Below are 26,599 nucleotides of genomic sequence, written 5' to 3'. Positions count from 1 at the left end.
TCCCGTCTCTTGATTATTGCTCAAACATGGGCCTATTCAAATCACCAGAGTTGCTGTAGCCTTTACTCTCCCAGTAACCTCGATAATTGGCATTATCCGAAAGCTCAATCCGTTCCAACCAGCGAATCCACTTGTAGCCCCATTTGCTCTCTGCCACCAGCTGGAAAGGAAAACCCTGAGCAGGAGGAAGGGTTATTCCGTTAATTTTATCAGCTATGATGATATCCCGCTCCAGAATGTAGTCGAGCGGAAGAGAGGTGGTATACCCATCCACGGCATAAAAAATAACCGTATTTGCTTCTGGCAAAACCCCTACTTTCTCAAAAAGAGCAGAAAGAGGAATACCTTCCCAAAGAGCCTTAACCTGCCATCCTTCAACACAGAAAAGAGTCACCAGTTTCTTTTTACGAGGAAAAGATTGAAGCTCTTCAAGAGAAAAGCTCAGCGGTTTTGTAACCAGACCATCTACAACCACGCGATAGGTTGCAGGGTCGACCTTCTGAACTCCTCGAATTGAGTTTTCACGAAAGTCGGAAACAGAACCCAGCTTTTCTCCCTGATACTCCCGAATTTCCACCTCATCAGTGGATGAGTTTTGTTCGCCGAAACCAGCAACCACCACTACCAGCACAAAAAACAAAGATAGAGCCAAAACCGTGAATACCCGGTTCAATTTCTGCATCAAAATCACTCCTTTTCAAAGAGGAATAGTAAAACAAACGTTTTAGTTTAAAACCCCGTGAGAGAATAAGTATTCCACAACCTACAGGAAGTCGGGAGAAAGCTAAAGCACAATCTCTTCAAAAGCGACTTTCAAGCTCTCATCAATGTAGCGATAAAAATCGGGGATATCCTCTTGAGATAACCCATACCACCGAAAGTGGATTTGCCAGGTGAGTTCAAAATATTTCTTCCCGCAATGGTGATGAAAAAGAGCAGGCTTAAATCGAGCCACCAAAGCCCGCTCACGGAAAGCTTTTCCTTCAATTGGCTTTCCGCAAAAAGCACAGATTTTTTCCTCCATCTCTCAACCCCACAAAAAATCACAAAGCAACCAGTTCTATTTTACCCCTTACCCCCATAATTTCGCCAAAGGCTACAAATACTCCCTGAACGCCGTAAGCACTTTCACTAATCCGCAAAACTTTCTCTATATCCTCTCTGGCTCTTACCAGGTTGGCCAAGCTGGTTGCCCAGGCATCGGCAAGTGCTGCAGAATCGCTAATTACCACTACGGCATCAGCCTTGCCAAAGCTCAAAGAAGGACCCACTTTGCCTGAAGAGGTCGCTACCCCCCATTTGCCGGGTGGAAGCTTAATTCCCAGTTTAAAGCTGAAAGGCGAATCTTCTCCAGCATAGATTGCCACCACTCTCGAGCAAGAAGAAACAATTAGCAAATCCCCGCCATTTTCCACTATAAACTCCTTAACCTCTTCCTTAACACCCTCGAAAACCCGCTCATTGATGGCTCCGGCCACTGCAGCCATGGGGCCCACCCGGGCTTTTTCAGCAGCCCAGGCCATGAGCCGGCAAATGGGGGGAGCAAATGCAGGCACCCGAAGTGGTTCCAGAGAGCTCAGAAATTCAGGGTGGTAGCGCAAATAGGCTTTCAGGTTGCTGCGTTCCCACTCCAGGAGCTCTCTAACCTTTTCCCGCACATCGATATTCGCCATTACAAAAAGGTCGCTCTCTTCTATTTTCACCTCAAAAGAGACCAGTTCGGGTACCTGCATCAATTGGCGATACCATCTTTTCACGTACTCCACGTTCAAATCAAAGCCTCCATAGCAAAGGTAGGACAGGCCATAATGCACATTTCACAGGCAATGCACTTGGCACCATCGAAACGCACCTCAAACGACGGCTTCTCTATAAACAGCGCTGAGGTAGGGCAAACACCAACACAGGCTCCACAGTTGATACAGCGTTCATCGTTTTTGCGAATATCCTGGCTGAGTGATTCAATCAGTACTCCCTGCTCACGCAGGTACTGCAAGCCTTTTTCCTGGTTTACACCTTCACCAATGATTTCCATAACCATAATCCCTTCACGATGCGGTGAAATAGAGGCCCTGAGAATGTTGAAAGCCAGTCCAAAACGCAATGCCAGATCACAAACTATAGGCCTATCTGCAACCTGCGCCGGAAAGTGCAGAACTATTTTTCGAGAAACGGTCATCGTACTCTCACCCCTTCAGAGTTCCTGCGTAGTTTTCAACCGGACGCTCTTTAAGGTTTTTAAAGCGCACTCCGGATTCCACTCCGGGAAGATTGACTACCGGGCGGGTCAATTCAAAACTGCCTTCCTGAATCCAGCGCTTGAGAGTTTGGGCAATTTCTCTTGCTCGCTGATAACTGGAAAGTGGAAAAGTGGGAATTTCTTTGCCCTTGATTACTATTTTACCACTGCGTAGTTGAGCATAACTCACATAACCGAGAACCTCACCCGTTCCTTCCGGGTACGCAGAGCTGTAGTCAACCACCGGAGCCAGGATTTCTTCGTCGCTCACCGAGCAGTAATAAAGGGTCTCTTCATCGAGAATAGGTATGGGAACTCCAACTCCCACTGCAAGAGAACATCCATAACCTCTGATGCTCACCCCCCAGAGCCACCGAGCACTCATCCCTTTCAAATCACCAATCAGAGCCAGCGTTCCGGCACCGCCTTTGGGAATACCCCTTTCATTGCGTTCTACCGAGGGATTATGTTGGGTACCCTGCCAGGCAACGTAACCAATGCCTCCACCCAGGAAAATCCTGGTTCCCACCCCAATGACCCGATAAAAGGGGTCATTCAAAAGAGGGCTTAACTGACCTGCCGAAGAATAACCAGCGTTCCCGAGGCGAGGCAAAAGAATACCCATGTAAGTATAAATAGTTCTGTCAGAGAGATTCACTGCCACATTGTAATTCTGGTATGCATTACGAGGGTTGAAAAGATAAGCTTCATTCAGGTCCTTAAGGTTGATCCAGGTAACCAGCTTTTTGCGTGGATAACAGTCCGTGCCGTAAGCATAGGCTTCAAGCAGAACGTCTTTTCCGGCAACCAAGTCCTGAATGACATGCCCCCCGCCATAGCGAAACTCGCCAGGATGCACTTTGTTAAGAGGGTCGTCTTTGGCAGGTTGGGTCGCTCCAATGTACATATCAACAGCGGCCAGACCGCAGTAGGCCATCACTCCGTTTAGATAAGCTTCAGAAATTTTCATCCGGGGCTTGGTGTGTCCAATATTCAAAAAAGCGCCTGAAGAACACATGATACCGAAAGTACCCGTGGTCACTACATCGACCTGACGGGCTACCTCCTTCAGGCCTTTCTCTTTCACCATTCCAATTACTTCTTCAGCAGTAACCACCACCGCCTTCCCCTCGCGGATTTTCTGATTGATTTCTTCATAGCTCCGCAATACTTCTTTCACCATCCATCACCTCCATGGTTTGTGGATTACCAAAAACAAAAAACCCTCGCCCAAGGGGCGAGGGTTTCCCGCGGTACCACCCTTGTGACCAGCAAGCAAGAGCTCACCAGCCACTCTTCACCTTTAACGGGGTTCACCGTTTGTGGCTACTTGCCTTCACCACAACCTCTCCAGGGCCATTTCGCCAGGCTTTGGAAACCGGGCTCCCACCTTACCCCGGCTCTCTCTGTTCCTCCCCCTGACTACTAATCCCTTTCTTCGATCTCAACTTCTATTCACTTTGTGCTGAGAATTATAGTGAGCCAAAGGTAACTTGTCAATAGGTTTTTCTACTTTTTCTATAAAAAAACTAATATTTTTAAACCCAAATATTTTCAAGTACACTATCTGGGCAGAGAACATTACAAAAAGAGGTGGTAAAAGTGTACCGACTTTTGATACTCAAAATTGCGGCTCGTTCCCAACAGGCTCCCCAGGTTCAGGAAATCCTCACCCAGTTCGGGTGCAACATAAAAACCCGCCTGGGACTTCACGAAGCCTCTCCTGAATACTGTGCCGAAGACGGCCTGGTAATACTGGAGCTCACCGGAAAACAGGAAGAAATTGAGCAACTCAAAGAGCGCTTACACAAACTGGAGGGAGTTACTGTTCATTACCTCGAAGTATAAATCCGGGCTCTATCTCAAAATTCTCCAGGACAAACGACCCATTTCTTCGCCCTGAGGGTTTACCTTCAGGCTACCGCAAACCACAAAGTGGGGCTCTGCCTGAGAGAGGGTGGTGCCCCATACTTCCATTTTGCCTTCTGCAAGGTCAATTTTTCTTATAATTCCCAATCCTATTTCCTGAAGCTGTCTCGAATACAGACAACAAAGGAGATTGCTCATATCCTCAGGAAGAAGCCAGTACCCATCCCAGCCTTCAAGGGGAACATCTTTTTTCGCTGCTTCTGAGTAAAAGAGGTGATACCGTTTCCCTCCCACTTTGAAAACCACTCCCCACTCCGGTTGCAAAACCTGCTGAAGATAGAAATAAGGGGAAAGGGGTGCAAAAAGACGTAACTTGGATAGTTCCAAGACAAGCTTTCTACCTCGTGAAAAATACTCTGCAAAAAGCAGTTTCCGGCGAGCTTTTCTTTCTTCAGCACTTTTATTTTTCACTGCTTTCGGAGTAGGCAAAATCAGAAAATTCCTACCCTTCAAAACCTTAAGCACCCGGAATTCTTCTTCGTTGCCTAAGCCAATCACCAGCTGAGGCATCAAAAGCTTTATCTTAAGCATTTTTAAATACAATCCTTCCAGCCCCCGAAAAAGACCACAGGTGTCGACCACTACCACCTGGGAAAGTGCTCGAGCCATCTGCACCAGCTCAAAAACAGAGAGCACGGTCAAAAGCAAATGCCTGGAAGGCGTGGTATCGCCTATAAAACGGAAATAAGGAGTGAACAACGCTTCCTGACTCCCCATCTGCCTCCCCGGCGGAAGCATTCCCACCGTGGTTGGCGGACCCACCACGGACTGTCCCAGGTCGCTATCCACCAGAGCACAGTCTCGACCACATTCCCTGAAAAAATCACAAATAAGCTTTACCAGAGTGGTTTTACCCCGGTCCACCGGAGCAACCACCAGGATTATCCCTTCAAAGTTGGTAAGCCTTTCTCGAAGAATAATCCACTCCTCCGGCCAGGAAAGTTCAACGTCCATAAGCTCCACTCAAAAGACAGGACAAAGGCAGTATCCGATAACCCTCTTTAGTAAGTGCAGTAATCATCTCATCCAATAAAGAAGCAGTCTGGGGGACCACATGGAGAAGAATAATATCACCTGGAGAAAGATCAGCAAGCAGGTTCTCCATAATTTGCTCTTTGCAATCACCCAGCGCCCAGTCCCTGGTATCCAGAGACCACATCAAAATACTGTAGCCAGTACGCCCACAGGCTTCCTTTACCCGATCGTTAAGAAACCCTCCAGGTGGTCTGAAATACAAGGGGATGCGGCCTGTAAGGTCAAAAATCACCCGTTCACACTTTCTAATATCCTGTATCATTGCTTCCAGCTCTTGGGAATCATCAAAATTATGCGAAAAAGAATGATTTCCCAGCTCATGACCCTGCAAAACTATTTCCTTGAGCAACTCCGGATATCTTTGAGCTTGTGCACCAATAACAAAAAAGGTGGCTTTAACCTTTCTTCTATTCAAGATCTCCAGAATCTCCGAAAGAGCCGGAGCTGGAGCATCATCAAAGGTCAAAGCCACCACTTTATCCTCCATCTGCGCCCGGGCAATTACTCTCACTCGGTTCAAGCCGTAAACTTCTGCTTTTCCATAAAATTCAAAAGCAAGGGCTTTACTACTTCCAAAAATGATTATCCAGAGAGCAATCAACCCCAAAAACGCAAACCGAAGACGCATCAAACAACGGCTTTTAGCTTCTGCTCAATGCTTCTTTTGGGAAGGTATCCTACCAGCCGTTCCACTTCCTGACCGTTCTTAAAAATGATTAAGGTAGGAATGGCATGGATGCCATACTGCTGGGCTACAGAGGGAGACTGATCGGTATTAAGCTTGGCTACCTTAACCTTACCAGCCCATTCCTCAGCGATTTCCTCCACAATAGGGGCTAACATGCGGCAAGGCATACACCAGGAAGCCCAAAAATCAACCAGCACGGGAAGTTCAGATTCGAGAACCTCCTGCTTAAAATTATCCTGGTTAACTTCCACAACGTTTCCTGCCATTTCAATCACGCTCCTTTTTCTGGCCGATTTTTAGTTCTTGTCCAGAAATCAATCGGCGAATATTTTCTCTGTGCCTTATAAACACGAGCACCGCAGCAAGTATTCCCCAGAACACAAAATGCCAGGGACGACCAAACACCACCAGAAAAATGGGCATCAGGGCCGCTCCAGTGAGGGAACCCAGCGAGGAATAGCGAGTCAGAGCCACCGCCACCACCCAGGCAAGGAAACACAGAGAAGCTGCAGGCCAGGAAAGATAGAAAAGCACTCCCAGAGTGGTCGCCACACCCTTACCACCCTTGAAACCCAGAAAAATCGACCAGTTATGACCGATTACAATCAGGAAAACCGCCACCAGCCACCAACCAGGATGAGGGAGAAAAACGCTGGCTAAATAGGCACCCACAAAGCCCTTCAGGGCATCAAGTACCCCTGCCAATAAAGCTCCCTTAAAACCCACCACCCGGGAAACGTTGGTGGCACCAATGTTGCCGCTTCCAAACTTTCTTATATCTACACCCCGCAATACCCAACCCACGATGAGACCACAGGGTAAAGAGCCCAGGAGGTAGTTAACGATTAAGATAAGCCACCAGGGCATTAGTGCTCACCATACCTTCCAAAAACCAGCGTTCCGTTGTGCCCACCAAAACCAAAAGAATTGGAAAGGGCATGACGAATAGGGTGCGCCACGCTCTTTTGGGGCGTGTAATCAAGGTCGCATTCTGGATCCGGATTTTCAAGGTTAATGGTAGGAGGAATCACTCCATGGTAGACCGACAAAACTGTAGCTGCAGCTTCAATAGCCCCGGCTGCTCCAAGAAGATGACCCACCATCGACTTAATGGAACTTATTTTGAGGGAATACGCATGCTCCCCGAAAGCGCGTTTTATGGCCAGGGTCTCCATGCGGTCGTTAAGTGGTGTGGAAGTACCATGGGCATTTATATAATCAACATCCTGGGGGTTTATTCCTGCATCCTGCATGGCGCAAAGCATTGCCCGGGCTGCTCCACTGCCTTCCGGATCTGGAGCAGTAATGTGATAAGCGTCACAGGTGGATGCATACCCTTTCAATTCAGCATATATGCGAGCTCCTCTCTTCTTGGCCACTTCTTCTGCTTCAAGCAAAAGCGCAGCAGCGCCCTCGGCCATCACAAAACCGTCGCGATCCCGGTCGAAAGGCCGAGAAGCCCTTTCCGGTTCATGGTTGCGCATTGACAGCGCTTTCATAGCACAGAATCCTGCCAGCGAAATGGGTGTTATGGAAGCCTCAGCACCCACTGCAATCATCCAGTCGGCTTCTCCGAGCTGGATGATGCGTAACGCCTCACCCAGAGCATGGGTTGAAGCTTCACAAGCCGTAGAAACACAGCTATTTGGCCCCTTGAGGCCCAGTTGAATAGCTACATTGGCTGCTCCCATGTTAACAATCATCATGGGAATAAAGAAAGGACTAACCTTGGATGGTCCCTTTTCCAGTAAGGTCCTATGCTGCTCTTCAAAGGTTTTGATGCCCCCAATACCCGAACCCAAGATTACCCCGATGAGATTACGGTCTATGCGCGTAACATCCAGACCCGCATCTTCAAGGGCCATCATTGAAGCACATACTGCAAACTGGGAAAAGCGATCCATCCTGCGAGCTTCCTTACGAGAAAGGAATTTATCCGGGTCAAAATCCCGCACCTCGCCAGCGATTTGCGAGTCAAAATCGGTGGGGTCAAAAGCTTCTATTCGCTTGATGCCCGAACGACCCTCAAGCAGTGCCTGCCAGAAATTATCTTTACCGGTACCTACTGGACTGATCACTCCCAGTCCAGTAACAACCACTCTTCTTTTCAAGGACAAAACCTCCTTTTCACCAGCGGATGACTGTAGAACCCCAGGTTAAACCCGCACCAAAACCAACCAGCAACAGTAAATCGCCATCCTTAATTCTTCCTTCACGATAGGCCTCGTCAAGAGCAATGGGAATAGAGGCGGAGGAAGTGTTGCCGTATTTGTGGACGTTAACAAAAATTTTCTCCTGGGGAATCTTCAACCTTCGGGCTGCAGAATCGATGATTCGTATATTGGCTTGATGAGGAATAAATAGAGCAACTTCTTCAAGCTCTATGCCAGCCCTTCTGGCCACCTCTTTCGAAGCTTCCTCCATTATTCTTACTGCAAACTTAAACACCTCATTACCATTCATCTTGATGTAATGCATTCGCCCTTCCACGCTTTCCTTTGAAGCCGGTATACGGGAACCTCCCGCTGGAAGTTCCAGAAGATGCGCACCCCCGCCGTCGCTACCCAGGTAAGAAGCCAGTAAACCTGGATGATCCGTTTTCTCAAGTACGCAGGCTCCCGCCCCGTCTCCAAACAGGACACAGGTAGCACGATCTTCCCAATCTACAATTTTGGAAAGCGTTTCTGCACCAACCACCAGAGCTTTGTTGCCCCCACCCCCAATCAGGTATTTTTCAGCTACAACCAGCGCGTAAACGAAACCGGTGCATCCAGCCTCAAGATCAAAGCAGGCTGCTCGAGGAGCACCCAGCTCACGTTGCAAAAGACAGGCCGTAGCGGGGAAAGCCATATCCGGTGTAACCGTAGCCACCAGTATCAAATCCAGTTCTTGAGGGTCAACCTGGGCCATTTGCAAAGCTCGACGAGCGGCCTCAAGAGCCAGTGAGGAAGTTGTTTCTTGAGGCGAAGCTATTCTCCTCTCCTTAATCCCAGTGCGTGTGGTTATCCATTCATCGCTGGTATCCACAATCTTTTCAAGGTCCTGATTGGTTAAAACCTTGCTCGGGACATAAGAACCAACACCACTCACCTTTGCAAAAAATCTCTCCAACTCCTATTCCTCCTTAGCTTCCACCAGGGAAAAACCAATCTCTGCTTCGGCCACAACCTGGTCACCAACTCGAGCTACTCCACTAAGTTTCCCCATTCTCCGTTTAAGCTTCAAAAGGGTAAGCTCCATGACCAGCTGGTCACCGGGCACTACAGGCCTTCTGAAGCGAACATTTTCAAGAGTTGTAAAGTAAGGAATGCAGTTTCGAAATTCCTCCATGTTCATCATCATGGTTGCTCCGACCTGGGCCATGCTTTCCAGAATCAAAACTCCGGGCATAACCGGTCGTCCAGGAAAATGTCCTTGGAAAAACCACTCGTTGACGGTAACGTTTTTAATACCCACTACCCGGTTTTCTTCCAGCGCAACTATTCTATCAACCAGGAGGAACGGAAAGCGATGCGGTAGTATTTCCTGAATCTGTCTAACATCAAGTTCCATCCTCAAATACCTCCTTGGTGTTTTTAATAATGTATCCAAAGAGAAGCAAATTGACAAGCGAAAGCGTTTAAAGTAGTATTATTGGCAAAACGGAAGGCAATCAAGAGGTGGACGGGAAAATGATGAGAAGCTTGCGTAAAAACCTGGATGTAATACTGATTATAGTAGTAGTTGCTTTTGCAGTAACCATTTACTATGGTTATGGAGCATACAGGCGTTCGGGGAGAACCACTCAGGCAGCAGCTGCGACAGTCAACAACACGGTCATTACTTTCTCAGAGCTCGATACAGCCTTTCGAAATCTTCTCTCTCGTTACGACAGCAAGACCTTGAACCAGATGGATGAAAAAGCTTTTGAGTTCTTGCGCATGATGACGCTTGAAAATCTCATCAACAATGAACTGCTTTACCAGGAGGCTCGTTCCAGAAAAATCAAGGTTTCTGCTCAGGAAATAGAGGAGCAACTCAACGCCATTAAGGCCAACTTCCCCTCTGAAAAGGAATTTAACGATTTTCTGAGTTACCAGCGCCTCAGCCTGCCCGTCCTCCGTGAATCCATAAAGCGAGAGCTTATGATTCAAAAACTCATCGATTCCCTTGCTCAAGACATCGAAATTCCAGAAGAAGAAATCCAAAAATATTACGATGAACATATCAGCCTGTTCACTACTCCTGCCCAGTATCACCTGCGCCAGATAACCGTCCCCTCACAGGAAGAAGCCGATAAAGCCCTCAAACGCATTTACTTGGGGGAAGACTTTTCCAAGGTGGCTCAGGAAATATCCCAAGACCAGTATGCCTCAAACGGTGGAGACCTGGGCTGGGTCAGCGAAGCCCTGATTCCGGAAGAGGCACGAGGTGCTATAAAAGAACTCGCTGACCAACCGAACGCAGTCACTGGAGTTATTAAAATAGGAGACCTTTATCGCATTTATCAGGTTCTTGAGTTCAAACCAGAACAGGTTACCCCATTTGAAGAAGCTAAAGAAGATATACGCAAAATACTGGAAAACGAGCAGAAAAACGTTCGCCTGGAGCACTTGATTTCTGAACTCCGCGAAAAGAGTACCATCACCATTTCAGAAGCTCTGAAACCCCAGGAAAGCCAGGAAGCAGAAAGCGAGAGCACCCCTCAAGGAGCATCTTCTGAAGACCAAACACCGGCTACTTCAGAAAACAATACCGAAGAAAGCACTCCTTGAAGGGTGAACACAGTGTATAGAAGCTTCTTAGTGGTGGTGGCAGCAGCGCTGGCTGCGGCGCTCTTGCTTCTGTCGTTTGTCAGCAATCATTCCCCAAAAGAGGTCAGTGTCCACCTCTGGGAATACGACCTTTCCAACCTGAAAAGGAGTGAGCTCCTCCCCTTCTTGGAACTGGTCAACAAGGACTGGTTGAGCCAACCCTTCCAGGTGAAGGTACAAAACAAGTCGTTTCTATTTCCCAAAAAAGAGCTGGGATGGAAGCTGAACCTCGTGGCAACCCGGAAAGCAATTCTTGAGGCCACAACACCTCAAGTAACCCCGGTTTTTGACTACGACCCTGAGGCAACCCTGCAATGGCTCCAGGAACTCGCTCGGGAAACTATGCTCCCTCCAAAAGACGCTTCACGTTTGGGAAATAAAATCATAAGGGGCCAGACCGAAAAAAGCATTAATGCCGAAGCAGCTTTACAGAAAATAACCCAGGCTATCAAACAGGGCAAAAGCGAGGTAGAGCTCACTCTGGTAGAATCCAGACCTCCTCGGAAAAACACTGAGCAGGTGCTCGAAGAAATAGGGTGCCCATATCTTCTGGCTTCTTTCCAAACTTCCTGTCAGAACAAAGAAGAAGGTGCACTTTTTAACATCCAGAAAGCAGCACAGAGTATTGACGGTTTAATCATCGAACGCGATAAGCTTTTCTCTTTTAATGAAGTGGTGGGAGAAGCCGGAAAAGAAGACGGTTATCGGGAAGCTCCAGTTTTCGTGAACGGAAACCTGAGCACTGGTTTCGGAGGAGGCATCTGTCAGGTGGTATCTACCCTTTATAACGCTCTTTTGCTTACCGAAGCCCAAATCATTGAACGCCATCCTCATTCTGGTTACTACCCGGAAACCGCTTATGTGCCACCTGGAAGAGACGCAGCGGTAAGTTACGGATATAAGGATTTTCGCTTCCGGTTCGCAAACCAGAAAGTGGTCATATTTGCTGAAGTGGACGAAAACCAGATGCTCACCGTATCCATATGGGGAGAAAAAGAAAACCACCTGCGGCGGTCCTTTAAAACCGAGGTTTTAGCCACTCAAAAGGCAGAGGAAGGGAAAGCCTTTTTAACTGTGCGCACTACTGTTTTTGAAAACGGAAACCCTCTTCTCAGCTACCAAGATACCTACTTAACCAGCGAAGAATTCGCAAAAGAACTCTCCGAGACCTACTGATTCCAGATGACCTCCATCATAGCCAGAATGTTCTCACAGGGAATGTCTTTGGGTAAAGCATGGGAAGGAGCAGCAATATAGCCCCCGCTTTTACCTATTTCCTCGATGATTCTTTTTACCTCCCTTTTCACTTCCTCTGGAGTACCAAAAGGCAAAAGACGCTGAATGCTTATACCTCCCCAGAAAGCAAGCCTGCCCTGATATTGCCTTTTAATGGCAAAAATATCCATCACTTCAGGCTGAAAGGGGTTAAAAACGTCAAGCCCAATTTCCACCAGGTCAGGAAGAATTTCTTGAACCTTGCCACAGGAGTGAAGAGTTACTTTTTTACCCTTTTTCTTAGCAAGAGCAATGAGTTCTGCAAGGCGGGGCTTTATGAACTTCCTCCACAGATGAGGACCCATGATAAGGCCCTGCTGCCAGCCCCAGTCATCCCCAAAATTTACTCCGTCCAGCCCCATATCCAGAGCTTGGTCGATAACCCGCAGGTTGAAATAGTTGATGTGGTCGAGCAGGTCTTCCACAAAATCTGGGTTCATAACCATATCAGAAAGCAGGTTCTCCATCCCTCGCAGGCTCCAGGCTCGCTCAAACAGGGTGTAGGTCTGGCGCAAAAGCAGAAACTTATTGCGGTTTTTATCTACAAAATCAGGTATTGCTTCAAAGCGGCGGGGGTCATCGGGATCAGGAAAACGGTATCCAGAAAGCGAGGGCTTCTCCAGAATCGAGGTGGGATTCCCTATATCCGGGTCAATGTGGCGGTCCCAAACCACTCCCCATTCATCCCGTACAAAACCAGGTTTGATTTCTGAAAAACCGTGAGGAGGAATTGCCTTTATAAAAGCTAAGTGATTTCCCCACTTATCAAGAAAATCTTCATCCCCAAGAAAGCGGGCCATCTTCTCCCGAGCAGGGATGGTAAAATCAATGTGGTGAGGGACTTTATCGATGTCCCTGTATTCTATGGCCCTCAGTATCCGTTCTTTCTCAGTCACTAAGAACACCCCCTATTTCTCCCGAGCAATGACCTCTATGTCCACAACCGGTTTATCCCGAAGCAACTGGCCCAGATTGAACGTTTGATACCAGGTTGTACCATCAACCTGGCCATCAACAAAGCTAAGAATCTCCCCCGGCATGTATGCCTTAACCAGAAGTTCCACTGAGCTCAGAAAGGGTTTTATACCCCAGGAAGCGGCACCCTGAAGTGAAGACTCAAGACTTTCGCCTTCCACTTTACCCTTCAAAATCACCAGGTCTCCATCCTTAATGAGTGTGAAATCTCTACCCAGAAACTGTTGGGTAAACTCCTTTACTCTTTCTGGGTGTTCACTGAAATCCCACACCCAGGCAACTGCATAAGGAGGAGCGTCTTTTTTCTCCTGAAGAGAAATGAATTCCCGATCCTCAGGAGAAAGCTTTTTGTATTCCTGCAGCGCAAAAGCACGCGCTTTATCAAACACGGTATAGTCTTGAGTATAAATCACTACCCTGGCCCGGGGAATGGTGGCTTGAGAGTCAACTTTAACCGCTACTTCAACCTGAGCACAACCAGCAAGCAGAAGCAGCAACCCTAAAAGGAGAATCAATGCCAGCAATTTCTTTGCCATAGGAATACCTCCAGGGAATAAATGTTTTTAAAAATATTAACACAGTTCAAGCTGAGGAGGTAAAAAAACATGGCCTATGTAGAACTCACTGCCCAAAAAGGAAAGGTTGAAGCCCGGATTGGCGAAGCAACCATTCATTTCAAAAGCAGTGGTGCGGAAAGTGAAACCGGCCACTGGCCCACCGAATATATTCTGGCAGCGCTGGGGAGCTGTTTTGCAGGCACCGCCTTTGCTTATGCGAAAACCAAAAACTTCCCTCTTGAAAAGGTAACTGCTCGCATCAAAGGAGAGCTGGCTGATGCCCCTTCAAGAATTGCCAAAATCCAGATGGAAGTGGAAATGGAAGGCAATCTCACGCCGCAAGAGCGTGAAAGAATCCTTAAAGCTGCAGAAAGAGCCTGCACAGTCATGAACACTCTGCGCCAGGGCGTAGAACAGATAGAAGCCAGATTGGCTTTTTAGAAGCTGCTGCCATATGGCAGCAGCTTCTAAAAAATGCGGTTATAACCTGGAGGTCTCTGGTCAGTAAGCTTGGCATGAGCAATGTTGAGTTTCCTTACTACAGCAATGCCATAGGGGCAACGCTTCTCACACTCTCCACACTGGTTGCAGGAAAGCACGTTTCTTGAAAGCTCCGAATATGCTTTCTGTGCATAATCCTGGTTGCCAAACCAGAAACGCAACCGATCCCGGAGAGCATATTCAGCAGGGTCACGCACTATTCCATCCTGCATCTGACGGTCGTATTGACCTTCGAGCAGGAAAATCCGAGGGATATCGATGTCCCGGGGACAGGGAAGACATTCCCCACACTGACGGCACACATAATTGCCAAGCTCCGGTGCACTACGGAACCATTCTTCTTTCTCTTCCTCGCTCATGGGAGCGAAATTCTCCACCACGGCAATGTCCTTTCTCAAATACTCCTCAGTATTAGCACCCAGGACCACACAGCTTACTGGAAGAGAAAGAGTGTAGCGCAAAGCCTGCTCAAAACTACGCCACAGAAAACCATCTGCAAAGGGCTTCATAGCCAGAATGCCCACTCCTTTGCTTTGGGCGAGGGGAATAACTTCCTCCTCCCAGCCTGGAAAATTGAAGCGGTCAAAGTAATTGAGGGGAATCATCAGCGCATCAAATGGATAACTCTCCAGTGCCTTCACGGCAACTTCTGGTGTCACATGGTTTGAAAAGGCGAGATAACGAATTTTTCCGTCCTTCCTGGCTTTCTCGAGCCCTTCCAGTGCACCACCAGGAGCAAGAATTTCTTCAAGCGTTTCAAAACGGTTGAGTTCATGAATAAAGAAAAGGTCCAGGCAGTCAGTGTTTAACCTTTTCAAACTGCCTTCGATAGAAAGGAGTATCTCCTCCTTTTTTCTGCTCCTTGACTTGGTGGCCACCACACATTCTTTTCTCCGGGTTTTCAAAACTTCACCAACTTTCTTTTCCGAATCCCCATGCCCATAAAGCTCGGCAGTCTCGAGGTAATTCCCTCCCAGGTCCAGATACAGGTTGATAAGACGCACTGCGTCCTCGAAAAGAAGTTCTACCAGATGAAAACCACCCAGACCCAGAAGAGAGAGTTCAAGCTCGGTGCTGCCCAGTTTTCTTTTCTCCATACTCAATCCCCCTTTGGGGCATTATCTCTCAAAAAGAAAACACTGACAAGGGAATATTCAGAACCAGTAATCGGGAAGATATTCTTTTTCTACTTCAAACATTTCATCAACCATGTTTTTGATTTCATCGAGTGAGAGTACCGCCGAAGTAAGGGGGTCAAGATAAATTGCTTCGTAAATTAATTTTTTGTTTTTCTGAAGAATTCCTTCAACTGCGGCTTCCTGAACATTGATGTTGGTCCGGTTCAAAGCCGCAAGTTGCGGTGGTAAATCACCCACGTAACAGGGATGAATGCCGAGTTTGTCTACCAGGCAAGGCACCTCTACACAACAATTTTGAGGTAGGTTAGTAATGAGGTCCGTGTTCTGGACATTCCCATTAATTCTCGACAATTCTCCTGTTTCTATAGAGTTGATAATGTATGCTCCATATTCAAGGCTTCTTTTAATTTCTATAGGAATTTCTCCTCGAATCTGGCGCCTGATTTTGTCAAGATAGGGATCCAGTCCCTGCTTGCATATTTCATAATAATCCCAGCGTTTGGGGATGAACTTTTTGATCACCTCTGGATTTTTTCTAAAATAAGGCACGTATTCTGACATATGATGGCTGGACTCAGTAACAAAGTATCCAAAATGTTTCATTATCTCGAAACGAACAATTTCTTGTTGGTATATTTCCGGGTTTTCCATTGCTTTCCACAAAAGAGGATAAGCATCCTCTCCCTTGTAGCGAAATTCGAGAAACCAGGCTTGATGATTTATGCCCGCTACCCAGTAATCGACATCAGGTGGCATGGGTTTATAAAAAAACTCACTGGTTTCATCTTCATACTTTGTACTATCGTCAACTTTAACACCGATAAATTCTGCTAAAGTCCGCGCCGTTCCCTGAACACTATGACACAAGCCCACATTCTTAACCTTTGTGCTTTTGTTAATGGACCAGCATAGCATTGCCATCGGGTTACTGTAGTTAATCAAAAGGGCATCTGGACAAAGTTCCTCTATATCCCTGCAAATTTCGAGCAGGACCGGCACAGTGCGGAGAGCACGAAAAACACCCCCGGGACCCAAAGTGTCGCCAACCGTCTGATCAATCCCATACTTGCGGGGAATTTCCACATCAAGACGATAGGCATCAAGACCTCCCACCTGAATCATGTTGATAACGTAATCGGCGTCTTTTAGAACCTCTCTTCTATTGGTACTCGCTTCAACGGTAATAGGTAAATCTTGCTGCTCTTTCAATCTTTCGGTCAGCTGAGTAATCAGTTCCAGGCGCTCTTCGTCAATGTCAACCAGAGAAAATACGCTTTCCCTCAAAGCTGGAAAAGTTATCAGGTCAATGATTAGCTTTTGAGCAAAAACTACACTTCCCGCACCAATAAGAACGATTTTAGGCATGCAGTATCTCTCCTTTCTCTATTCCTGGTTATTAGATTAACCTTTGACAGAACCAGCTGTTAGTCCCTCAACAATATATTTGTTAGCGAGTGAGAAAAGCACCAAAATAGGGATAGTGGTAATACTTGCCGCAGCCATTAAAGGACCCCACTCTACAGTCCAGGTTCCTTGAAGTGTGGAAAGACCAACGGTTATTGTACGAGTCCTTTCAGTATTGGTAAAAGTTTTGGCAAACATAAAATCACACCAGGCTAAAACAAAAGCAAACAAACTGGTAACCATAATGCCAGGTAAGATTAGAGGAACGGCGACCCTCCAAAAAATGTAAAAATCGGGACAACCATCTATTCTTGCGGCTTCATAGAGTTCACGAGGCAAATTATCAAAGTAAGACTTAGTAAGGAGAAAGCAAAAGGGAATGGTAAAAGTGGAATAAGAAACTACCAATGCAAAATAAGTGTCTATCAGCTGATATTTTTTCATAATTATGTAAAGCGGGATTAACAGGAGAATTCCTGGAAACATTTGTAAAAAGAGAACAAAGGTTGAAATTATCTTTGTACCTTTAGTGCGATACAGGCTTGCTGAAAAAGCCGCAGGAACAACCGCCAAAAAACTCAAAATCACCGTAAAGCTTGCAACAATAAGGCTATTTTTAAAGTATTTACCAACCTTTCCATATATCCAAGCCGTCACATAATGCTTAAAAGTAAAACTATGAGGAATAAGGGTTGGCGAATGTGCAAATATTTCTTCGTTTTCCTTGATAGAGGTTGTAAACATCCAGTAAAAAGGGAAAAGAACAAAAATAATAAGAATAGCTGTTAATACCCAAACGATAATTTTTATATGTTTTTCTCTACCCATCTTACATTCGCCCCTCAAATCATCTCTCGTAAAGAGTGGATATCTTTGAAAAATACAGACCAACTGTAATCAACAAAAACAAAAAAATAAAAACACCTATACTTGCAGCATAACCCATCTTAAAATAATTGAAAGCCTGCTGGTATAAATAAGTAGGCAATACTTCAGTTCGATGTAGCGGCCCTCCTCCGGTTAGGAGATAAATAACATCAAAATTAGCAAAAGTCCAAACTACGTGCAAAATAACAATCACCATAGATACTCCCTTTATACCGGGAAAAGTAATATAGCGAAACACTTGCCACCGATTAGCTCCATCTATGTGAGCTGCTTCATAGAGTTCTCGAGGAATTAGCGTAAGTCCAGCTAAAATAGTAACCGTATAAAAAGGGAAACTTCTCCATACATTCACTAGCACAACTGTGGGAAAAACCCAGTTCAAGTCACTAAGCCACCCTCTCGCTAAGCTACCAAGGCCAATCGTTTTTAAAAATTGATTTATAAAACCATAGTCAGGAAGAAGCATCCATTTCCAATTCAAAGAATTGACCGCGATTGGAACCACCCAGGGTAGCAAAACAATGCCTCGCATTAAATTCTTAAAGCGAATATATTTGCTGTTTAAAAGCAATGCACTGCCGAGACCTAAAAGGTATTCAAAGAAAACCGATGCAGCAGTAAAAATGGCCGAGTTTTTAAAAGCAAGCCAAAACAGTTCGTCTTTAAAAAGAAGTCGATAATAATTTCCAAACCAGATTAGCTTGTCTTTAGCTGGATAAAGCAGATTTTTACGCCAAAAAGAAAGATAAACGCCATCAACTAAGGGATAAATCATTAGAGCGCCTACTAAAGTTAACAGAAGTAAAAAATACCAATAAGGAGTAAAAATCTTTTTGATTTGTTGCAAAATACGGATTCTTGACATATGACTCACTCCTGTTACCCTGGAGGAAATAGACTTCTATTTCCTCCAGGGGGTGCTATGGTCTATTCTTCGTTAATGGTTTCTAAAATATCTTCTAACCTGACAAGCAAGCTTTGCGCAGCTTCAGCAGGAGTTTTTTGCTGATACAAGACCGCTTGAAGCTCGTCCATCATTGCTTTGTTAGACTCAGCCATAGGGATCGGGGGATAAGGTTTCCCATCAGGTATTACAGCAAAGAATGGCTTCTTCCATTCGTCTTGCTGATATTCCGGCAAAGAAACAACATCGGTACGAGAAGGCAAATTATCGTGACGAGTATGTCTGGCCATCTGATCTTTACCCATTAGCCAGGTGAGGAATTTCCAGGCTTCGTCTTTGTACTTGGAAAACTTGCCAATACCTTCCACCTTAACTTCAAAGTAAGTTGCTCTATTCTTGTTTTTAGGCATTGGCGCGCCCTTCCAGTATTTGAAGTTCTCTCCAGCTTTATCTCTGTAAAGCTGCATCCAGCTTCCATTGTGACACATAGCTATTTGCCCCACAACAAAAGCATTATCCAGTTCCAAATATCCCCAACCGATACTATCTGGAGGACAGGCTTTTAATGTATTCATCAAGTCGTTATAAAGAGTAAACACTTCTTCAGCCTGAGCAGTAGTAAAACCAGGTACCCACTTTCCATTCTGCTTTACAACCCATTCAGCTCCTGTTTGCCAGAGAAATGGTAAAAACTCCTGAGGACCTCGTACGGCATCCGAAGAAGAACAAAATCCAAAGCCATAAACACCGTCCACAGCCTGGGTAACTTTCTGCGCAGCTACTTTAAGTTCATCCCAGGTATCGGGAGGATGGTCAAACCCCGCTTTCTCCAAATAGTCTTTCCTATAAAGCAGAACCCGAGGGCTCGCAATACTGGGAATACCATAGTATTTTCCTTCATAATTAGCAACTCGCCAGGTAGATTCAGGAAAATATTGCTTTTCGTTCCATGCATTCACCCGATCTGTTACATCTTCTACTATTCCCATAAGCGCAAATTCTGGAACCCATTCTCCTAACATATGCAATACATCTGGACCACTACCAGCTGCCCCAGCAATTACTAATTTTTCGTGCAAATCAGCATAAACCAAAACGTTGTGCTGTATCTGAATATCTGGATTCATTTTCTCGTATTCACGGAAACACTCTTCTCTTGCTCTTGCGTCCTCATATATCGCGGGGTCAAAAACATCCCAAACTTGAAGAATAATTTTCTGCGCATAAGCCATACCACACAATAATAAGAAGCTGACAACTAAGCAAGTTACACCAAAAATGGTTTTCAACTTCATTGGAAATTCATCCTCCTTAATTTCAAAAATTTTTCAAAATTCAACCCGATATAACACCACCCCAAAACGCAAGCAACAAATTCAGTACCTACATGCTTTTGTCGACTCTCTAACTACTAACTTTTCCTCAAGAACCACCTCCCTTGAACCTTCTTCAATCTGCTTTTCAATCCTCTCCAGTAGCAGCGTAGCTGCTGCCTTTCCCGCCTCATAAGTGGGAATTTTCACACTGGTTAAAGGGGGCTCAAGTACTTCCCCAATAACATCATCGACTCCAATCAGTGAAAGCTTTTCTGGAATAGAAATGGAATTCTCCCGAGCCGCTTTCAAAACGCCTATCGCCAGCTGCTCACTAAAGGCAAAAACTGCAGTAGGAAGTTCTTTTCTTGCAAAAAGCATTTTAGCGCCCAGATAGCCACTTGCCTGTGAGTAATCACTCACCTCAACGATCAACTCTGGAAATATCTCCACTCCGGCCTCTTCCAATGCCCTCTTGCAACCAGCAAAGCGCCGTTTGCTAATCCCGCTCCCCCTTACTTTCAGAAAGCCTATTTTGCGATGACCAAGCTCGAGCAAGTGTCTGACCGCTTTATAGCAACCCCCCTCAGCATCTCCAGTCACCACATCCAGTGCGGCAATTCGGGTCGAACCATAGCAATTCACCACTGGAATACCATTAGCAATGGCAGTTTCAACCATCTCCTTCAAGGCCTGGTTAAAGGGTGCTGAGTAAATGATTCCCTCTACCCGATTGCGGATAAACATTTTCAAAAAACGCTCAGTTTTTGTGATATCGTTATCATTATTGCAGATGATCACACTGTAACCTTGCTCAAAAGCCACATCCTGAATACCTCGTGCGATACCTGCATAAAAGGGATTGGCAATATCTGGCAAAAGATACCCTAAGGTATAAGTTTTTCGAGTACGCAAGCTTTTGGCAACCAGGTTATGGTTGTAACCAAGCTTTCTGGCCGCTTCCAGAACCCTGGACTTTGCTTCTTTACTCACATAACCATAACCACCAAGAGCTCTGCTTGCGGTTGCTACCGACACTCCAGCTTCTCTGGCCACGTCTTTTATGGTTACTACTTCTTTTTTTGCCATCCACTTTCCTCCTCCAAAGTTATGGTAACGTTCTCACAAACATTTGTCAACCGGTAAATGTTAAAAATTTTTTCACTAATACCTGAAGCCAAAAACGGTCAAATACAACCATCAAGACGTGATATAATATCCCCCGTGGAAAAAGCAAAAATCCTCGATGCTCTTAAAGAAGGAGCAATCCAGGAAGCAAGTTTTGAGGATATAAAGTATCTTCCATTCTTCGAAGAATGGAAAAACGTTCCTCGCGGTACAGTAGTCATTGAGGGACGGGTTATTCCTGCTTATCCCCGTATAGCACGGATTATGAGAATCGCCAGTGGAGTCCCCCGCCACTTCAAGGGTCCCTTTTTCGTTGAAGAAAAAGTCGACGGCTACAACGCAAGAATTGCTAAAGTCTCTGGTAAAATGCTGGCTTTTACCCGCTCCGGGCTCATCTGCCCTTTTACAACCGACCGTATTCCTGACCTTCTTCCCACACAAGTTTTCAACGACCATCCCCAGTGGGTTATTTGTGCTGAAATCGCTGGACCAGAAAACCCCTACATAGAAGCGCATCCCCCTTACGTAAAAGAGGATGTAAAAGCTTTTGTTTTTGACATCATTGACGAAAAAGGCAACTTTTTCCCTCCTCGCGAGAAATGGGAAATCATCAAAGCTTATCAGCTCCCTGCGGTAGAAAATTACGGCGTATTTGAACCCTGGGAAATCGAAAGGCTCTATGAGCTTCTGAATCGTTTAAATGAAGAAAAAAGAGAAGGCATAGTTCTGAAATCACTTGATGGAGGAAAAAGGTTAAAGTTCGTTACTCCCTTTGCCAACCTCCACGACATTGAAGTTTCCTCAGAACTCCTTGAAGAGCTACCGCCCCATTTCTACATAAATCGTCTGAGCCGACTTATCATCTCGCTCGACGAACTGGGAAAGAAATGCGACGACCGCCTTTTTTACGAAGCGGGTAAAGCACTGCTTGAAGGCTTTGAAGACGCTCTCGATAAGTTTAAAAGGCAAAGAAGGATATATCATACCTTTTCCTGCCGCTTCCGCAACCCGGAAAGAGCTGAAGCGCTGCTCCGGCTTTTGAACCGCGCTTCATCAACCATACGGGTCAAAAAACGCGCTCTGTTCAGGGAAAATGGCTTCTGGATACTCACTTTCGACAAGGTATTCCTGCGTTCAACCTCTTTGCTTGCCAACCTCTTAAGGGGTCAGGCGGTGTTCGATTGAGCTCTCCATCAAGGAACGCAAGCTACCTGCCTCAAGCAATTTTATGCCCAGCTTGTCAGCCCAGGTGCTGATGCCCTGGTCAGCACTCACCAGCACAGCGTCAAGCTCAAAAGCAAGCAGAATAACATCCATATCTTCCTTGCTGTCTATGATTCCCTGACGCAGAGCTTCTCGGTAGCGGGCACGTAATCTTCTAATTAGTTCTTCTTCAGAAATATCCCGGGTGGTCAATGCCTGTTCTGCAATACGCAAACCCTTATTAATACGCTCCCGCAACTCCTCTATAAACTGGTAAAGAATTTCAGCAGGTATCATCAGCATAAAACGGCGGGGAGAACGAACCTTAATCACCAGCTCCAGTTTGCCAGAAACCAGCCCAAAATCCACCACTTTTTGCAATTCCTGATACACGGAAAGGGGCATGAAAAACTGAAGCGGAGAATGACTCGCCAGTTGAATAAAATTCTCTACAGCTTGCTCAGGGTTTTCGCCAAACTGGGAAAAGGTGTCCGGGTTGGTAAACACGCTGGTATCAAGCACAATTGCGTCTTGCAACTTACAAAACCTCCATAAAGGCTTATTCTTTACTATTTTACCTCACACCCAGCTTTCTATTCCTGAAAGATCTATTCCCCCTCCCCCAAGAGGACCAGTTCTCTCAACCGCAATGCGTTAGAAATGGCATATCCCCGGTAGTCGTTGTCAAAATAGCAGTACACATTACGTTCTGTAAGCCAATTCCTTATTTTTCCGGCCCATACCCGCAACTCTTCTTCACTGTAACAATGAGTATAAAGACTCTGGCTTCCGTGGAGTCGTAAATACACAAAAGAAGCTGTCAGCACTTCCTGATAAGGATAGCGGGGAGTATCGGCAAAACAGAGACAGAAATTGTGCTCCCGTAGCATCTCAAAAACTTCATCGCAGAAAAAAGAAGGATTGCGGAACTCAAAAGCATAGAGATGCTTCTCTTTTTCAAGAAGCTCCAGAAAAGTAGCAAAAACATCCCGCTGAAAGGTCATCCGGGGAGGAAACTGGAAAAGAATTGGACCGAGCTTCTCTCGAAAAAGAGAACATATCTCAAAAAAACGCTGGAGTGCATCTTCCACGCCCTGCAATCTCTTCAGGTGAGTGATGTAACGACTCCCCTTTACTGCAAAAAGAAAACCAGAAGGAGCAATCTGGTACCACCGCTCTATCGTCGAGGGACGGGGAAGGTGGTAGAAGCTGGAATTGATTTCCACGGTGTCAAAAACACCAGTATAATAAGCGAACCACTCTCGCTGAGGAAGGTCTGGAGGATAAAACAGGCCTCTCCAGTGCTCATAGGTCCAACCCGAAGTACCAACCCTGAACACTCCACTCACCAGAGCTTTCCACCCTCCTGGGGACTTATTCCGGCTTTCATAAAAAGCGGGGCCAGGTGATTGGTAGGTCCAAAACCCCCTCCCAAAGGTAAAGAATGAGCAATCACCAGTTCCATATATCTTCTGGCCTCTCCCACTGCCTCAGGTAAATTATAACCCAGGGCTAAAAGAGCGCAAATGGCCGCAGAATACGTGCATCCTGTACCATGGGTGTTCCTGGTATCAATGCGTTTGCCTCTAAAAAGATGAAACTGCTCCCCATCAAAAAGTAGGTCCAGGGTTTCTTCTCCAGGAAGATGTCCCCCCTTAATGAGCACTGCCTTAACCCCTTTTTCACGGATTCTTCGGGCTGCTTCTTGCATCTCCTCAAGATTTTCTATTTTTTCCATACCGGCCAGAATAAGTGCTTCAGGAATATTGGGAGTAACCAGCAAAGCAAGAGGTAAAAGCCTTACCACAAGGCTCTGGATAGCATCTTCCCGAAGCAGACGTGCCCCGCTTTTGGCCACCATTACCGGATCCACTACCAGGTTTTCGATACCGGAGCGAGCAAGTTCCGAAGCCACCGCTTCGATGATATCGGCGCTAAAGAGCATCCCCGTCTTGACTGCATCCACACCGATATCATCAACCACGCAGCGAATTTGAGCGGCAACTGTTTGGGGTGAGATAGCCTGTATTGCTTCCACCTGCTGCGTATTTTGAGCGGTCACCGCAGTAATGGCTGTCATCCCATATACCCCAAAAGCGCAGAAGGTTTTCAGATCCGCCTGAATGCCTGCTCCCCCACCTGAATCAGAACCCGCAATACTCAAAGCTCTCTTCATCGCCTCAAACCCTCTCCTTTCCAAAGTGATTCCAGCCTCTGCGATTAATGGAAACCTCTTTTCCTTCTCGATACAGCCGTAAACCCTTCTCCTCAACTATTTCGCCAATAACCCATACCGGGGTACCAGTCCTGCGCTGGATTTCCTTTTGCAATTCTTCAGCAAGTTGAGGTGGGGCAGTAAACAGAAGCTCAAAGTCCTCCCCACCCGAAAGTACTGGCAAAAGGGGGTCTATGCCTTTCTCACGTGCAAATTCCTGCACCTCGCCAGAAAGAGGCAAATCCTCAAGGTGAATCACTACTCCTACCTGGCTTGCATCAAGTAAGTGAGAAAGATCCTGCAAAAGACCATCGGAAACATCGATAAGCGCACAAGGGTAACCGCTTTCAGCAATAATTCTACCTTCTTCAAGGCGGGGTGAAGGCGCAAAGCAACGCCTGCAGAGTCTCTCAAAACGGACTATTTCTTCCTGACCCCCTTCAAGAATTATCTGAAGCCCACATGCTGCCTCCCCGGGATAACCAGTGACCAGGATAAGATCTCCGACCCGAGCGTTTTTGCGCAAAAGCAAAGGGTATTTGTTTTCCACTTCTCCAATCAGGGTAACGTCAAAAACCAGAGAACTTGCAATACGTGAAAGGTTACCACCGACAATTTCCACTTCAAAACGTTCCGCTTCCTCCCTGATGCCCTGCAGCACTTCAGAGAGCCACCTCTCTTCAAGGTCCGAACGCAGGGCAAAGGAAAGCAAAGCAAAGCGGGGCAATCCGCCCATAGCCGCGATATCACTCACGTTAACCGCCAAAATACGCCTGCCGAGCAAAAAGGGAGGAAAAAGGCCCGCCTTGAAGTGCACATCCTCAACCTGAGCATCACAGGTAACCAGGGTATGCCAACCCTCTCTTCCCTTAAAGACGGCACAATCATCGCCAATACCCTGCAAAACCAAGGGAGAAAAAGTTGAAAAGGTTGCCTTTATCCTTTCAATAAAGCCGAATTCACCAATTTCTCCCAAATAGCTCATTTTTTCCTCCAGGCATCGATTTTTCTTCTGAAAAGAGAAGCCGCCTCAAAGACTGAATCTGCCCCCACAATTGCTGAAACCACAGCCACTCCATCTACACCAGTCTCCAAAACCGCATCCAGATTAGAAAGAGTGATACCCCCAATGGCAATCACCGGGATACATACTGCCTGCTTGATTTCCTTTAACCGGTCAAGGCCAATGGGCTCACCAGCATCTTTTTTGGTCGCAGTGGGGAAAACCGTTCCCACACCCAGGTAATCAGCACCCAGGCGCTCCAGCTCTCTGGCCCTTTCCACGGTATCACAAGAACAACCAATGATGAAATCCGGAGCCAGCTTTCTGGCCACATCAACTGGGAGGTCTTCCTCACCAAGGTGTACCCCATCCGCAGAGACAGCCAGCGCTACATCCAAGCGGTCATTGACGATAAAAAGCACATCCAGTTCTCTGGTCAACTGGCGCAACTTGAGAGCTTCCTCAAAAACAGGACGAGTGGGAAGATTTTTCTCCCGAAGTTGAATGACTGTTGCCCCTCCACGAATCGCCTCCCGAGCAACTTCAAGGTGTGAACGACCCTTCTGTAAAACCCTATCCAGTATGACATACAGAGAAAAGTCCCTCATAAGCTTTCCACCTCAAAACGCGCCATACGAGCAAAAGTATCCCGGTCCATTTTATACATCATATCAAAAAGATGGCTCCTGAAGCTTGCTGGACCCAGAGAAAAAGGTGCTGCCTTTTCCGCACATACCCCCAGAAAAGAGAGCGCAGCCGCGGCAGCCACCAAAAAATCTTTTTCTACACTGCAAAAAGCGCCACAAAGCGAAGTTGCCATACACCCGGTTCCGGTAACTCTGGTAAGCAGGGGATGACCGTTGAAAACACGAACCACTCGCCTTCCATCACTCACCCAGTCCACTTCACCAGTAACCGCTACCACTGCTCCAAAACGTAGGCTGGCCTTCTCAACAATGGCACAAGGGTTTTCTCCCACTTCTCCTGACTCCACTCCCCTTACCAGAGCTCGCATTCCCAAAAGAGAAGCAATCTCCGCCCGATTTCCTCTCAAAACAGATACTTTTGCTGCTTTAAGCACTTGCAATGCACTCTGAGTGCGAAAAGAAGTAGCTCCTGCACCTACCGGATCAAGAATGACCGGTATTCCCATTTCATTCGCCTTTCGGGCAGCAAGAATGGCGCTCTCCACAACTTCCCCAGTGAGTGTCCCCAGGTTAATGACCAGAGCCTGAGCCTGAGCCACCATTTCCTCAACCTCTTCCCGGGCATAAGCCATTACCGGAAGCGCCCCTACTGCCAGCATGCAATTTGCATTGTCATTGGCCACCACGATGTTGGTTATATGATGCACCAGGGGCCTTTCGCTTCTTACCCTTTCCAGAATCGCTCCAAAAGTTTTCTCCATAA

At 46.5% G+C, this 26,599-nt stretch carries 31 protein-coding genes and 1 other annotated feature; of the genes, 5 read left to right on the top strand and 26 right to left on the bottom strand.

Going from position 1 to position 26,599, the window contains the following annotated elements; translation table 11 throughout:
• Positions 1–13 precede the first annotated feature (13 nt).
• The 5 genes from ACKTT1_RS03250 to ACKTT1_RS03230 form a co-directional block, all read right to left on the bottom strand.
• A complete protein-coding gene (locus ACKTT1_RS03250; protein WP_412710183.1) occupies positions 14–682 on the bottom strand; it encodes a molybdopterin-dependent oxidoreductase in 669 nt (222 codons plus the stop codon).
• Positions 683–784: 102 nt separating this feature from the next.
• A complete protein-coding gene (locus tag ACKTT1_RS03245; protein WP_412710182.1) occupies positions 785–1,024 on the bottom strand; it encodes a hypothetical protein in 240 nt (79 codons plus the stop codon).
• A gap of 19 nt (positions 1,025–1,043) precedes the next feature.
• Complete coding sequence (locus ACKTT1_RS03240) at positions 1,044–1,766, bottom strand: UPF0280 family protein (RefSeq protein WP_412710543.1); 723 nt, start codon at positions 1,764–1,766, stop codon at positions 1,044–1,046.
• A 2-nt stretch (positions 1,767–1,768) separates the two neighbouring features.
• The gene (locus ACKTT1_RS03235; RefSeq protein WP_412710181.1) at positions 1,769–2,179 is read right to left on the bottom strand and encodes an NIL domain-containing protein; all 411 of its coding nucleotides are present in this window, start codon (positions 2,177–2,179) and stop codon (positions 1,769–1,771) included.
• Positions 2,180–2,186: 7 nt separating this feature from the next.
• On the bottom strand, positions 2,187–3,422 hold the full coding sequence (locus tag ACKTT1_RS03230) for a homocysteine biosynthesis protein (protein WP_412710180.1): 1,236 nt from the start codon (positions 3,420–3,422) through the stop codon (positions 2,187–2,189).
• A gap of 47 nt (positions 3,423–3,469) precedes the next feature.
• Positions 3,470–3,687 (bottom strand) — a binding site (T-box leader).
• Positions 3,688–3,841: 154 nt separating this feature from the next.
• Here ACKTT1_RS03230 and ACKTT1_RS03225 point away from each other — a divergent pair.
• Positions 3,842–4,087: a hypothetical protein gene (locus ACKTT1_RS03225; protein ID WP_412710179.1), complete on the top strand. Its 246-nt coding sequence runs from the start codon at positions 3,842–3,844 to the stop codon at positions 4,085–4,087.
• Between the two features lie 9 nt (positions 4,088–4,096).
• On the opposite strand, the gene ACKTT1_RS03220 is transcribed toward ACKTT1_RS03225, so the two are convergent.
• The 7 genes from ACKTT1_RS03220 to fabZ are packed head-to-tail and all read right to left on the bottom strand — an operon-like array spanning position 4,097 to position 9,443.
• Positions 4,097–5,122: a Clp1/GlmU family protein gene (locus tag ACKTT1_RS03220; protein WP_412710178.1), complete on the bottom strand. Its 1,026-nt coding sequence runs from the start codon at positions 5,120–5,122 to the stop codon at positions 4,097–4,099.
• Positions 5,112–5,831, bottom strand: coding sequence for a polysaccharide deacetylase family protein (locus tag ACKTT1_RS03215; protein ID WP_412710177.1), 720 nt, complete (start codon positions 5,829–5,831; stop codon positions 5,112–5,114). Before ACKTT1_RS03215 ends, ACKTT1_RS03220 begins: the two co-directional genes overlap by 11 nt.
• On the bottom strand, positions 5,831–6,157 hold the full coding sequence (gene trxA / locus ACKTT1_RS03210) for a thioredoxin (RefSeq protein ID WP_369017568.1): 327 nt from the start codon (positions 6,155–6,157) through the stop codon (positions 5,831–5,833). Before trxA ends, ACKTT1_RS03215 begins: the two co-directional genes overlap by 1 nt.
• 1 nt (position 6,158) lies before the next feature.
• Positions 6,159–6,758: a glycerol-3-phosphate 1-O-acyltransferase PlsY gene (plsY, locus tag ACKTT1_RS03205; RefSeq protein WP_412710176.1), complete on the bottom strand. Its 600-nt coding sequence runs from the start codon at positions 6,756–6,758 to the stop codon at positions 6,159–6,161.
• Complete coding sequence (gene fabF, locus ACKTT1_RS03200; protein ID WP_412710175.1) at positions 6,758–8,002, bottom strand: beta-ketoacyl-ACP synthase II; 1,245 nt, start codon at positions 8,000–8,002, stop codon at positions 6,758–6,760. Before fabF ends, plsY begins: the two co-directional genes overlap by 1 nt.
• A gap of 16 nt (positions 8,003–8,018) precedes the next feature.
• Complete coding sequence (locus tag ACKTT1_RS03195) at positions 8,019–9,002, bottom strand: beta-ketoacyl-ACP synthase III (protein WP_412710174.1); 984 nt, start codon at positions 9,000–9,002, stop codon at positions 8,019–8,021.
• 3 nt (positions 9,003–9,005) lie between these two features.
• Positions 9,006–9,443, bottom strand: a complete 438-nt coding sequence (gene fabZ / locus ACKTT1_RS03190; protein ID WP_369017572.1) for a 3-hydroxyacyl-ACP dehydratase FabZ — start codon at positions 9,441–9,443, stop codon at positions 9,006–9,008.
• A 119-nt stretch (positions 9,444–9,562) separates the two neighbouring features.
• On the opposite strand from fabZ, the gene ACKTT1_RS03185 reads away from it, so the two are divergent.
• Both ACKTT1_RS03185 and ACKTT1_RS03180 read left to right on the top strand, forming a co-directional pair.
• On the top strand, positions 9,563–10,645 hold the full coding sequence (locus tag ACKTT1_RS03185) for a SurA N-terminal domain-containing protein (RefSeq protein ID WP_412710173.1): 1,083 nt from the start codon (positions 9,563–9,565) through the stop codon (positions 10,643–10,645).
• 12 nt (positions 10,646–10,657) lie between these two features.
• Positions 10,658–11,860, top strand: a complete 1,203-nt coding sequence (locus ACKTT1_RS03180) for a VanW family protein (RefSeq protein WP_412710172.1) — start codon at positions 10,658–10,660, stop codon at positions 11,858–11,860.
• On the opposite strand, the gene ACKTT1_RS03175 is transcribed toward ACKTT1_RS03180, so the two are convergent.
• Positions 11,854–12,855, bottom strand: coding sequence for a uroporphyrinogen decarboxylase family protein (locus ACKTT1_RS03175; RefSeq protein WP_412710171.1), 1,002 nt, complete (start codon positions 12,853–12,855; stop codon positions 11,854–11,856). The two genes, ACKTT1_RS03180 and ACKTT1_RS03175, sit on opposite strands and share 7 nt — an antisense overlap.
• A gap of 12 nt (positions 12,856–12,867) precedes the next feature.
• On the bottom strand, positions 12,868–13,470 hold the full coding sequence (locus ACKTT1_RS03170; protein ID WP_412710170.1) for a hypothetical protein: 603 nt from the start codon (positions 13,468–13,470) through the stop codon (positions 12,868–12,870).
• Between the two features lie 69 nt (positions 13,471–13,539).
• On the opposite strand from ACKTT1_RS03170, the gene ACKTT1_RS03165 reads away from it, so the two are divergent.
• Positions 13,540–13,932 (top strand): OsmC family protein, encoded by a 393-nt coding sequence (locus ACKTT1_RS03165; protein WP_412710169.1) that lies wholly within the window; start codon positions 13,540–13,542, stop codon positions 13,930–13,932.
• 26 nt (positions 13,933–13,958) lie between these two features.
• Here the strand turns inward: ACKTT1_RS03165 and ACKTT1_RS03160 are convergent, their stop codons facing one another.
• The 6 genes from ACKTT1_RS03160 to ACKTT1_RS03135 form a co-directional block, all read right to left on the bottom strand.
• Complete coding sequence (locus tag ACKTT1_RS03160; protein ID WP_412710168.1) at positions 13,959–15,089, bottom strand: aldo/keto reductase; 1,131 nt, start codon at positions 15,087–15,089, stop codon at positions 13,959–13,961.
• A 57-nt stretch (positions 15,090–15,146) separates the two neighbouring features.
• Positions 15,147–16,496 carry an alpha-glucosidase/alpha-galactosidase gene (locus tag ACKTT1_RS03155; protein ID WP_412710167.1) on the bottom strand — a complete coding sequence of 450 codons (1,350 nt, stop codon included), beginning with the start codon at positions 16,494–16,496 and terminating at the stop codon, positions 15,147–15,149.
• A gap of 36 nt (positions 16,497–16,532) precedes the next feature.
• On the bottom strand, positions 16,533–17,363 hold the full coding sequence (locus ACKTT1_RS03150) for a carbohydrate ABC transporter permease (protein ID WP_412710166.1): 831 nt from the start codon (positions 17,361–17,363) through the stop codon (positions 16,533–16,535).
• 19 nt (positions 17,364–17,382) lie between these two features.
• Positions 17,383–18,270, bottom strand: a complete 888-nt coding sequence (locus tag ACKTT1_RS03145; protein WP_412710165.1) for a carbohydrate ABC transporter permease — start codon at positions 18,268–18,270, stop codon at positions 17,383–17,385.
• Positions 18,271–18,350: 80 nt separating this feature from the next.
• On the bottom strand, positions 18,351–19,622 hold the full coding sequence (locus ACKTT1_RS03140; protein WP_412710164.1) for an ABC transporter substrate-binding protein: 1,272 nt from the start codon (positions 19,620–19,622) through the stop codon (positions 18,351–18,353).
• 81 nt (positions 19,623–19,703) lie between these two features.
• Entirely contained in the window at positions 19,704–20,729 is a 1,026-nt protein-coding gene (locus tag ACKTT1_RS03135; RefSeq protein WP_412710163.1) for a LacI family DNA-binding transcriptional regulator, read from the bottom strand.
• 135 nt (positions 20,730–20,864) lie between these two features.
• Here ACKTT1_RS03135 and ACKTT1_RS03130 point away from each other — a divergent pair, with 135 nt between their 5' ends.
• Positions 20,865–21,953 carry an RNA ligase gene (locus tag ACKTT1_RS03130; RefSeq protein WP_412710162.1) on the top strand — a complete coding sequence of 363 codons (1,089 nt, stop codon included), beginning with the start codon at positions 20,865–20,867 and terminating at the stop codon, positions 21,951–21,953.
• Here the strand turns inward: ACKTT1_RS03130 and ACKTT1_RS03125 are convergent.
• From ACKTT1_RS03125 to thiM, 6 genes are all read right to left on the bottom strand, one after another.
• Positions 21,927–22,508: an RNA ligase partner protein gene (locus ACKTT1_RS03125; RefSeq protein WP_412710161.1), complete on the bottom strand. Its 582-nt coding sequence runs from the start codon at positions 22,506–22,508 to the stop codon at positions 21,927–21,929. The two genes, ACKTT1_RS03130 and ACKTT1_RS03125, sit on opposite strands and share 27 nt — an antisense overlap.
• A 71-nt stretch (positions 22,509–22,579) precedes the next feature.
• On the bottom strand, positions 22,580–23,320 hold the full coding sequence (locus ACKTT1_RS03120) for a DUF72 domain-containing protein (RefSeq protein WP_412710160.1): 741 nt from the start codon (positions 23,318–23,320) through the stop codon (positions 22,580–22,582).
• Positions 23,317–24,147, bottom strand: a complete 831-nt coding sequence (gene thiD / locus ACKTT1_RS03115) for a bifunctional hydroxymethylpyrimidine kinase/phosphomethylpyrimidine kinase (RefSeq protein WP_412710159.1) — start codon at positions 24,145–24,147, stop codon at positions 23,317–23,319. The genes ACKTT1_RS03120 and thiD overlap by 4 nt, the downstream gene beginning before the upstream one ends.
• A 4-nt stretch (positions 24,148–24,151) precedes the next feature.
• Positions 24,152–25,171, bottom strand: coding sequence for a thiamine-phosphate kinase (thiL, locus tag ACKTT1_RS03110; RefSeq protein ID WP_412710158.1), 1,020 nt, complete (start codon positions 25,169–25,171; stop codon positions 24,152–24,154).
• Positions 25,168–25,797 (bottom strand): thiamine phosphate synthase, encoded by a 630-nt coding sequence (thiE, locus tag ACKTT1_RS03105; protein WP_412710157.1) that lies wholly within the window; start codon positions 25,795–25,797, stop codon positions 25,168–25,170. Before thiE ends, thiL begins: the two co-directional genes overlap by 4 nt.
• Positions 25,794–26,597: a hydroxyethylthiazole kinase gene (gene thiM / locus ACKTT1_RS03100; protein WP_412710156.1), complete on the bottom strand. Its 804-nt coding sequence runs from the start codon at positions 26,595–26,597 to the stop codon at positions 25,794–25,796. The genes thiE and thiM overlap by 4 nt, the downstream gene beginning before the upstream one ends.
• Positions 26,598–26,599: the final 2 nt, after the last annotated feature.

This window comes from Atrimonas thermophila (assembly GCF_045864955.1).
GTDB classification, from domain to species: Bacteria; Atribacterota; Atribacteria; order Atribacterales; family Thermatribacteraceae; genus Thermatribacter; species Thermatribacter velox.
The sequence above is the reverse complement of the archived record's forward strand: the minus strand, read 5'-3'. Positions and strand labels throughout refer to the sequence as shown.

Excerpts from the sequence above, each read along its gene's own strand:
- ACKTT1_RS03250 (WP_412710183.1), bottom strand. The coding sequence starts at position 682 with ATGCAGAAATTGAACCGGGTATTCACGGTTTTGGCTCTATCTTTGTTT.
- ACKTT1_RS03245 (WP_412710182.1), bottom strand. The coding sequence starts at position 1,024 with ATGGAGGAAAAAATCTGTGCTTTTTGCGGAAAGCCAATTGAAGGAAAA.
- ACKTT1_RS03235 (WP_412710181.1), bottom strand. The coding sequence starts at position 2,179 with ATGACCGTTTCTCGAAAAATAGTTCTGCACTTTCCGGCGCAGGTTGCA.
- ACKTT1_RS03230 (WP_412710180.1), bottom strand. The coding sequence starts at position 3,422 with ATGGTGAAAGAAGTATTGCGGAGCTATGAAGAAATCAATCAGAAAATC.
- ACKTT1_RS03220 (WP_412710178.1), bottom strand. The coding sequence starts at position 5,122 with ATGGACGTTGAACTTTCCTGGCCGGAGGAGTGGATTATTCTTCGAGAA.
- ACKTT1_RS03215 (WP_412710177.1), bottom strand. The coding sequence starts at position 5,831 with ATGCGTCTTCGGTTTGCGTTTTTGGGGTTGATTGCTCTCTGGATAATC.
- trxA (WP_369017568.1), bottom strand. The coding sequence starts at position 6,157 with ATGGCAGGAAACGTTGTGGAAGTTAACCAGGATAATTTTAAGCAGGAG.
- plsY (WP_412710176.1), bottom strand. The coding sequence starts at position 6,758 with ATGCCCTGGTGGCTTATCTTAATCGTTAACTACCTCCTGGGCTCTTTA.
- fabZ (WP_369017572.1), bottom strand. The coding sequence starts at position 9,443 with ATGGAACTTGATGTTAGACAGATTCAGGAAATACTACCGCATCGCTTT.
- ACKTT1_RS03185 (WP_412710173.1), top strand. The coding sequence starts at position 9,563 with ATGATGAGAAGCTTGCGTAAAAACCTGGATGTAATACTGATTATAGTA.
- ACKTT1_RS03170 (WP_412710170.1), bottom strand. The coding sequence starts at position 13,470 with ATGGCAAAGAAATTGCTGGCATTGATTCTCCTTTTAGGGTTGCTGCTT.
- ACKTT1_RS03165 (WP_412710169.1), top strand. The coding sequence starts at position 13,540 with ATGGCCTATGTAGAACTCACTGCCCAAAAAGGAAAGGTTGAAGCCCGG.
- ACKTT1_RS03160 (WP_412710168.1), bottom strand. The coding sequence starts at position 15,089 with ATGGAGAAAAGAAAACTGGGCAGCACCGAGCTTGAACTCTCTCTTCTG.
- ACKTT1_RS03155 (WP_412710167.1), bottom strand. The coding sequence starts at position 16,496 with ATGCCTAAAATCGTTCTTATTGGTGCGGGAAGTGTAGTTTTTGCTCAA.
- ACKTT1_RS03150 (WP_412710166.1), bottom strand. The coding sequence starts at position 17,363 with ATGGGTAGAGAAAAACATATAAAAATTATCGTTTGGGTATTAACAGCT.
- ACKTT1_RS03140 (WP_412710164.1), bottom strand. The coding sequence starts at position 19,622 with ATGAAGTTGAAAACCATTTTTGGTGTAACTTGCTTAGTTGTCAGCTTC.
- ACKTT1_RS03135 (WP_412710163.1), bottom strand. The coding sequence starts at position 20,729 with ATGGCAAAAAAAGAAGTAGTAACCATAAAAGACGTGGCCAGAGAAGCT.
- thiD (WP_412710159.1), bottom strand. The coding sequence starts at position 24,147 with ATGAAGAGAGCTTTGAGTATTGCGGGTTCTGATTCAGGTGGGGGAGCA.
- thiL (WP_412710158.1), bottom strand. The coding sequence starts at position 25,171 with ATGAGCTATTTGGGAGAAATTGGTGAATTCGGCTTTATTGAAAGGATA.
- thiE (WP_412710157.1), bottom strand. The coding sequence starts at position 25,797 with ATGAGGGACTTTTCTCTGTATGTCATACTGGATAGGGTTTTACAGAAG.
- thiM (WP_412710156.1), bottom strand. The coding sequence starts at position 26,597 with ATGGAGAAAACTTTTGGAGCGATTCTGGAAAGGGTAAGAAGCGAAAGG.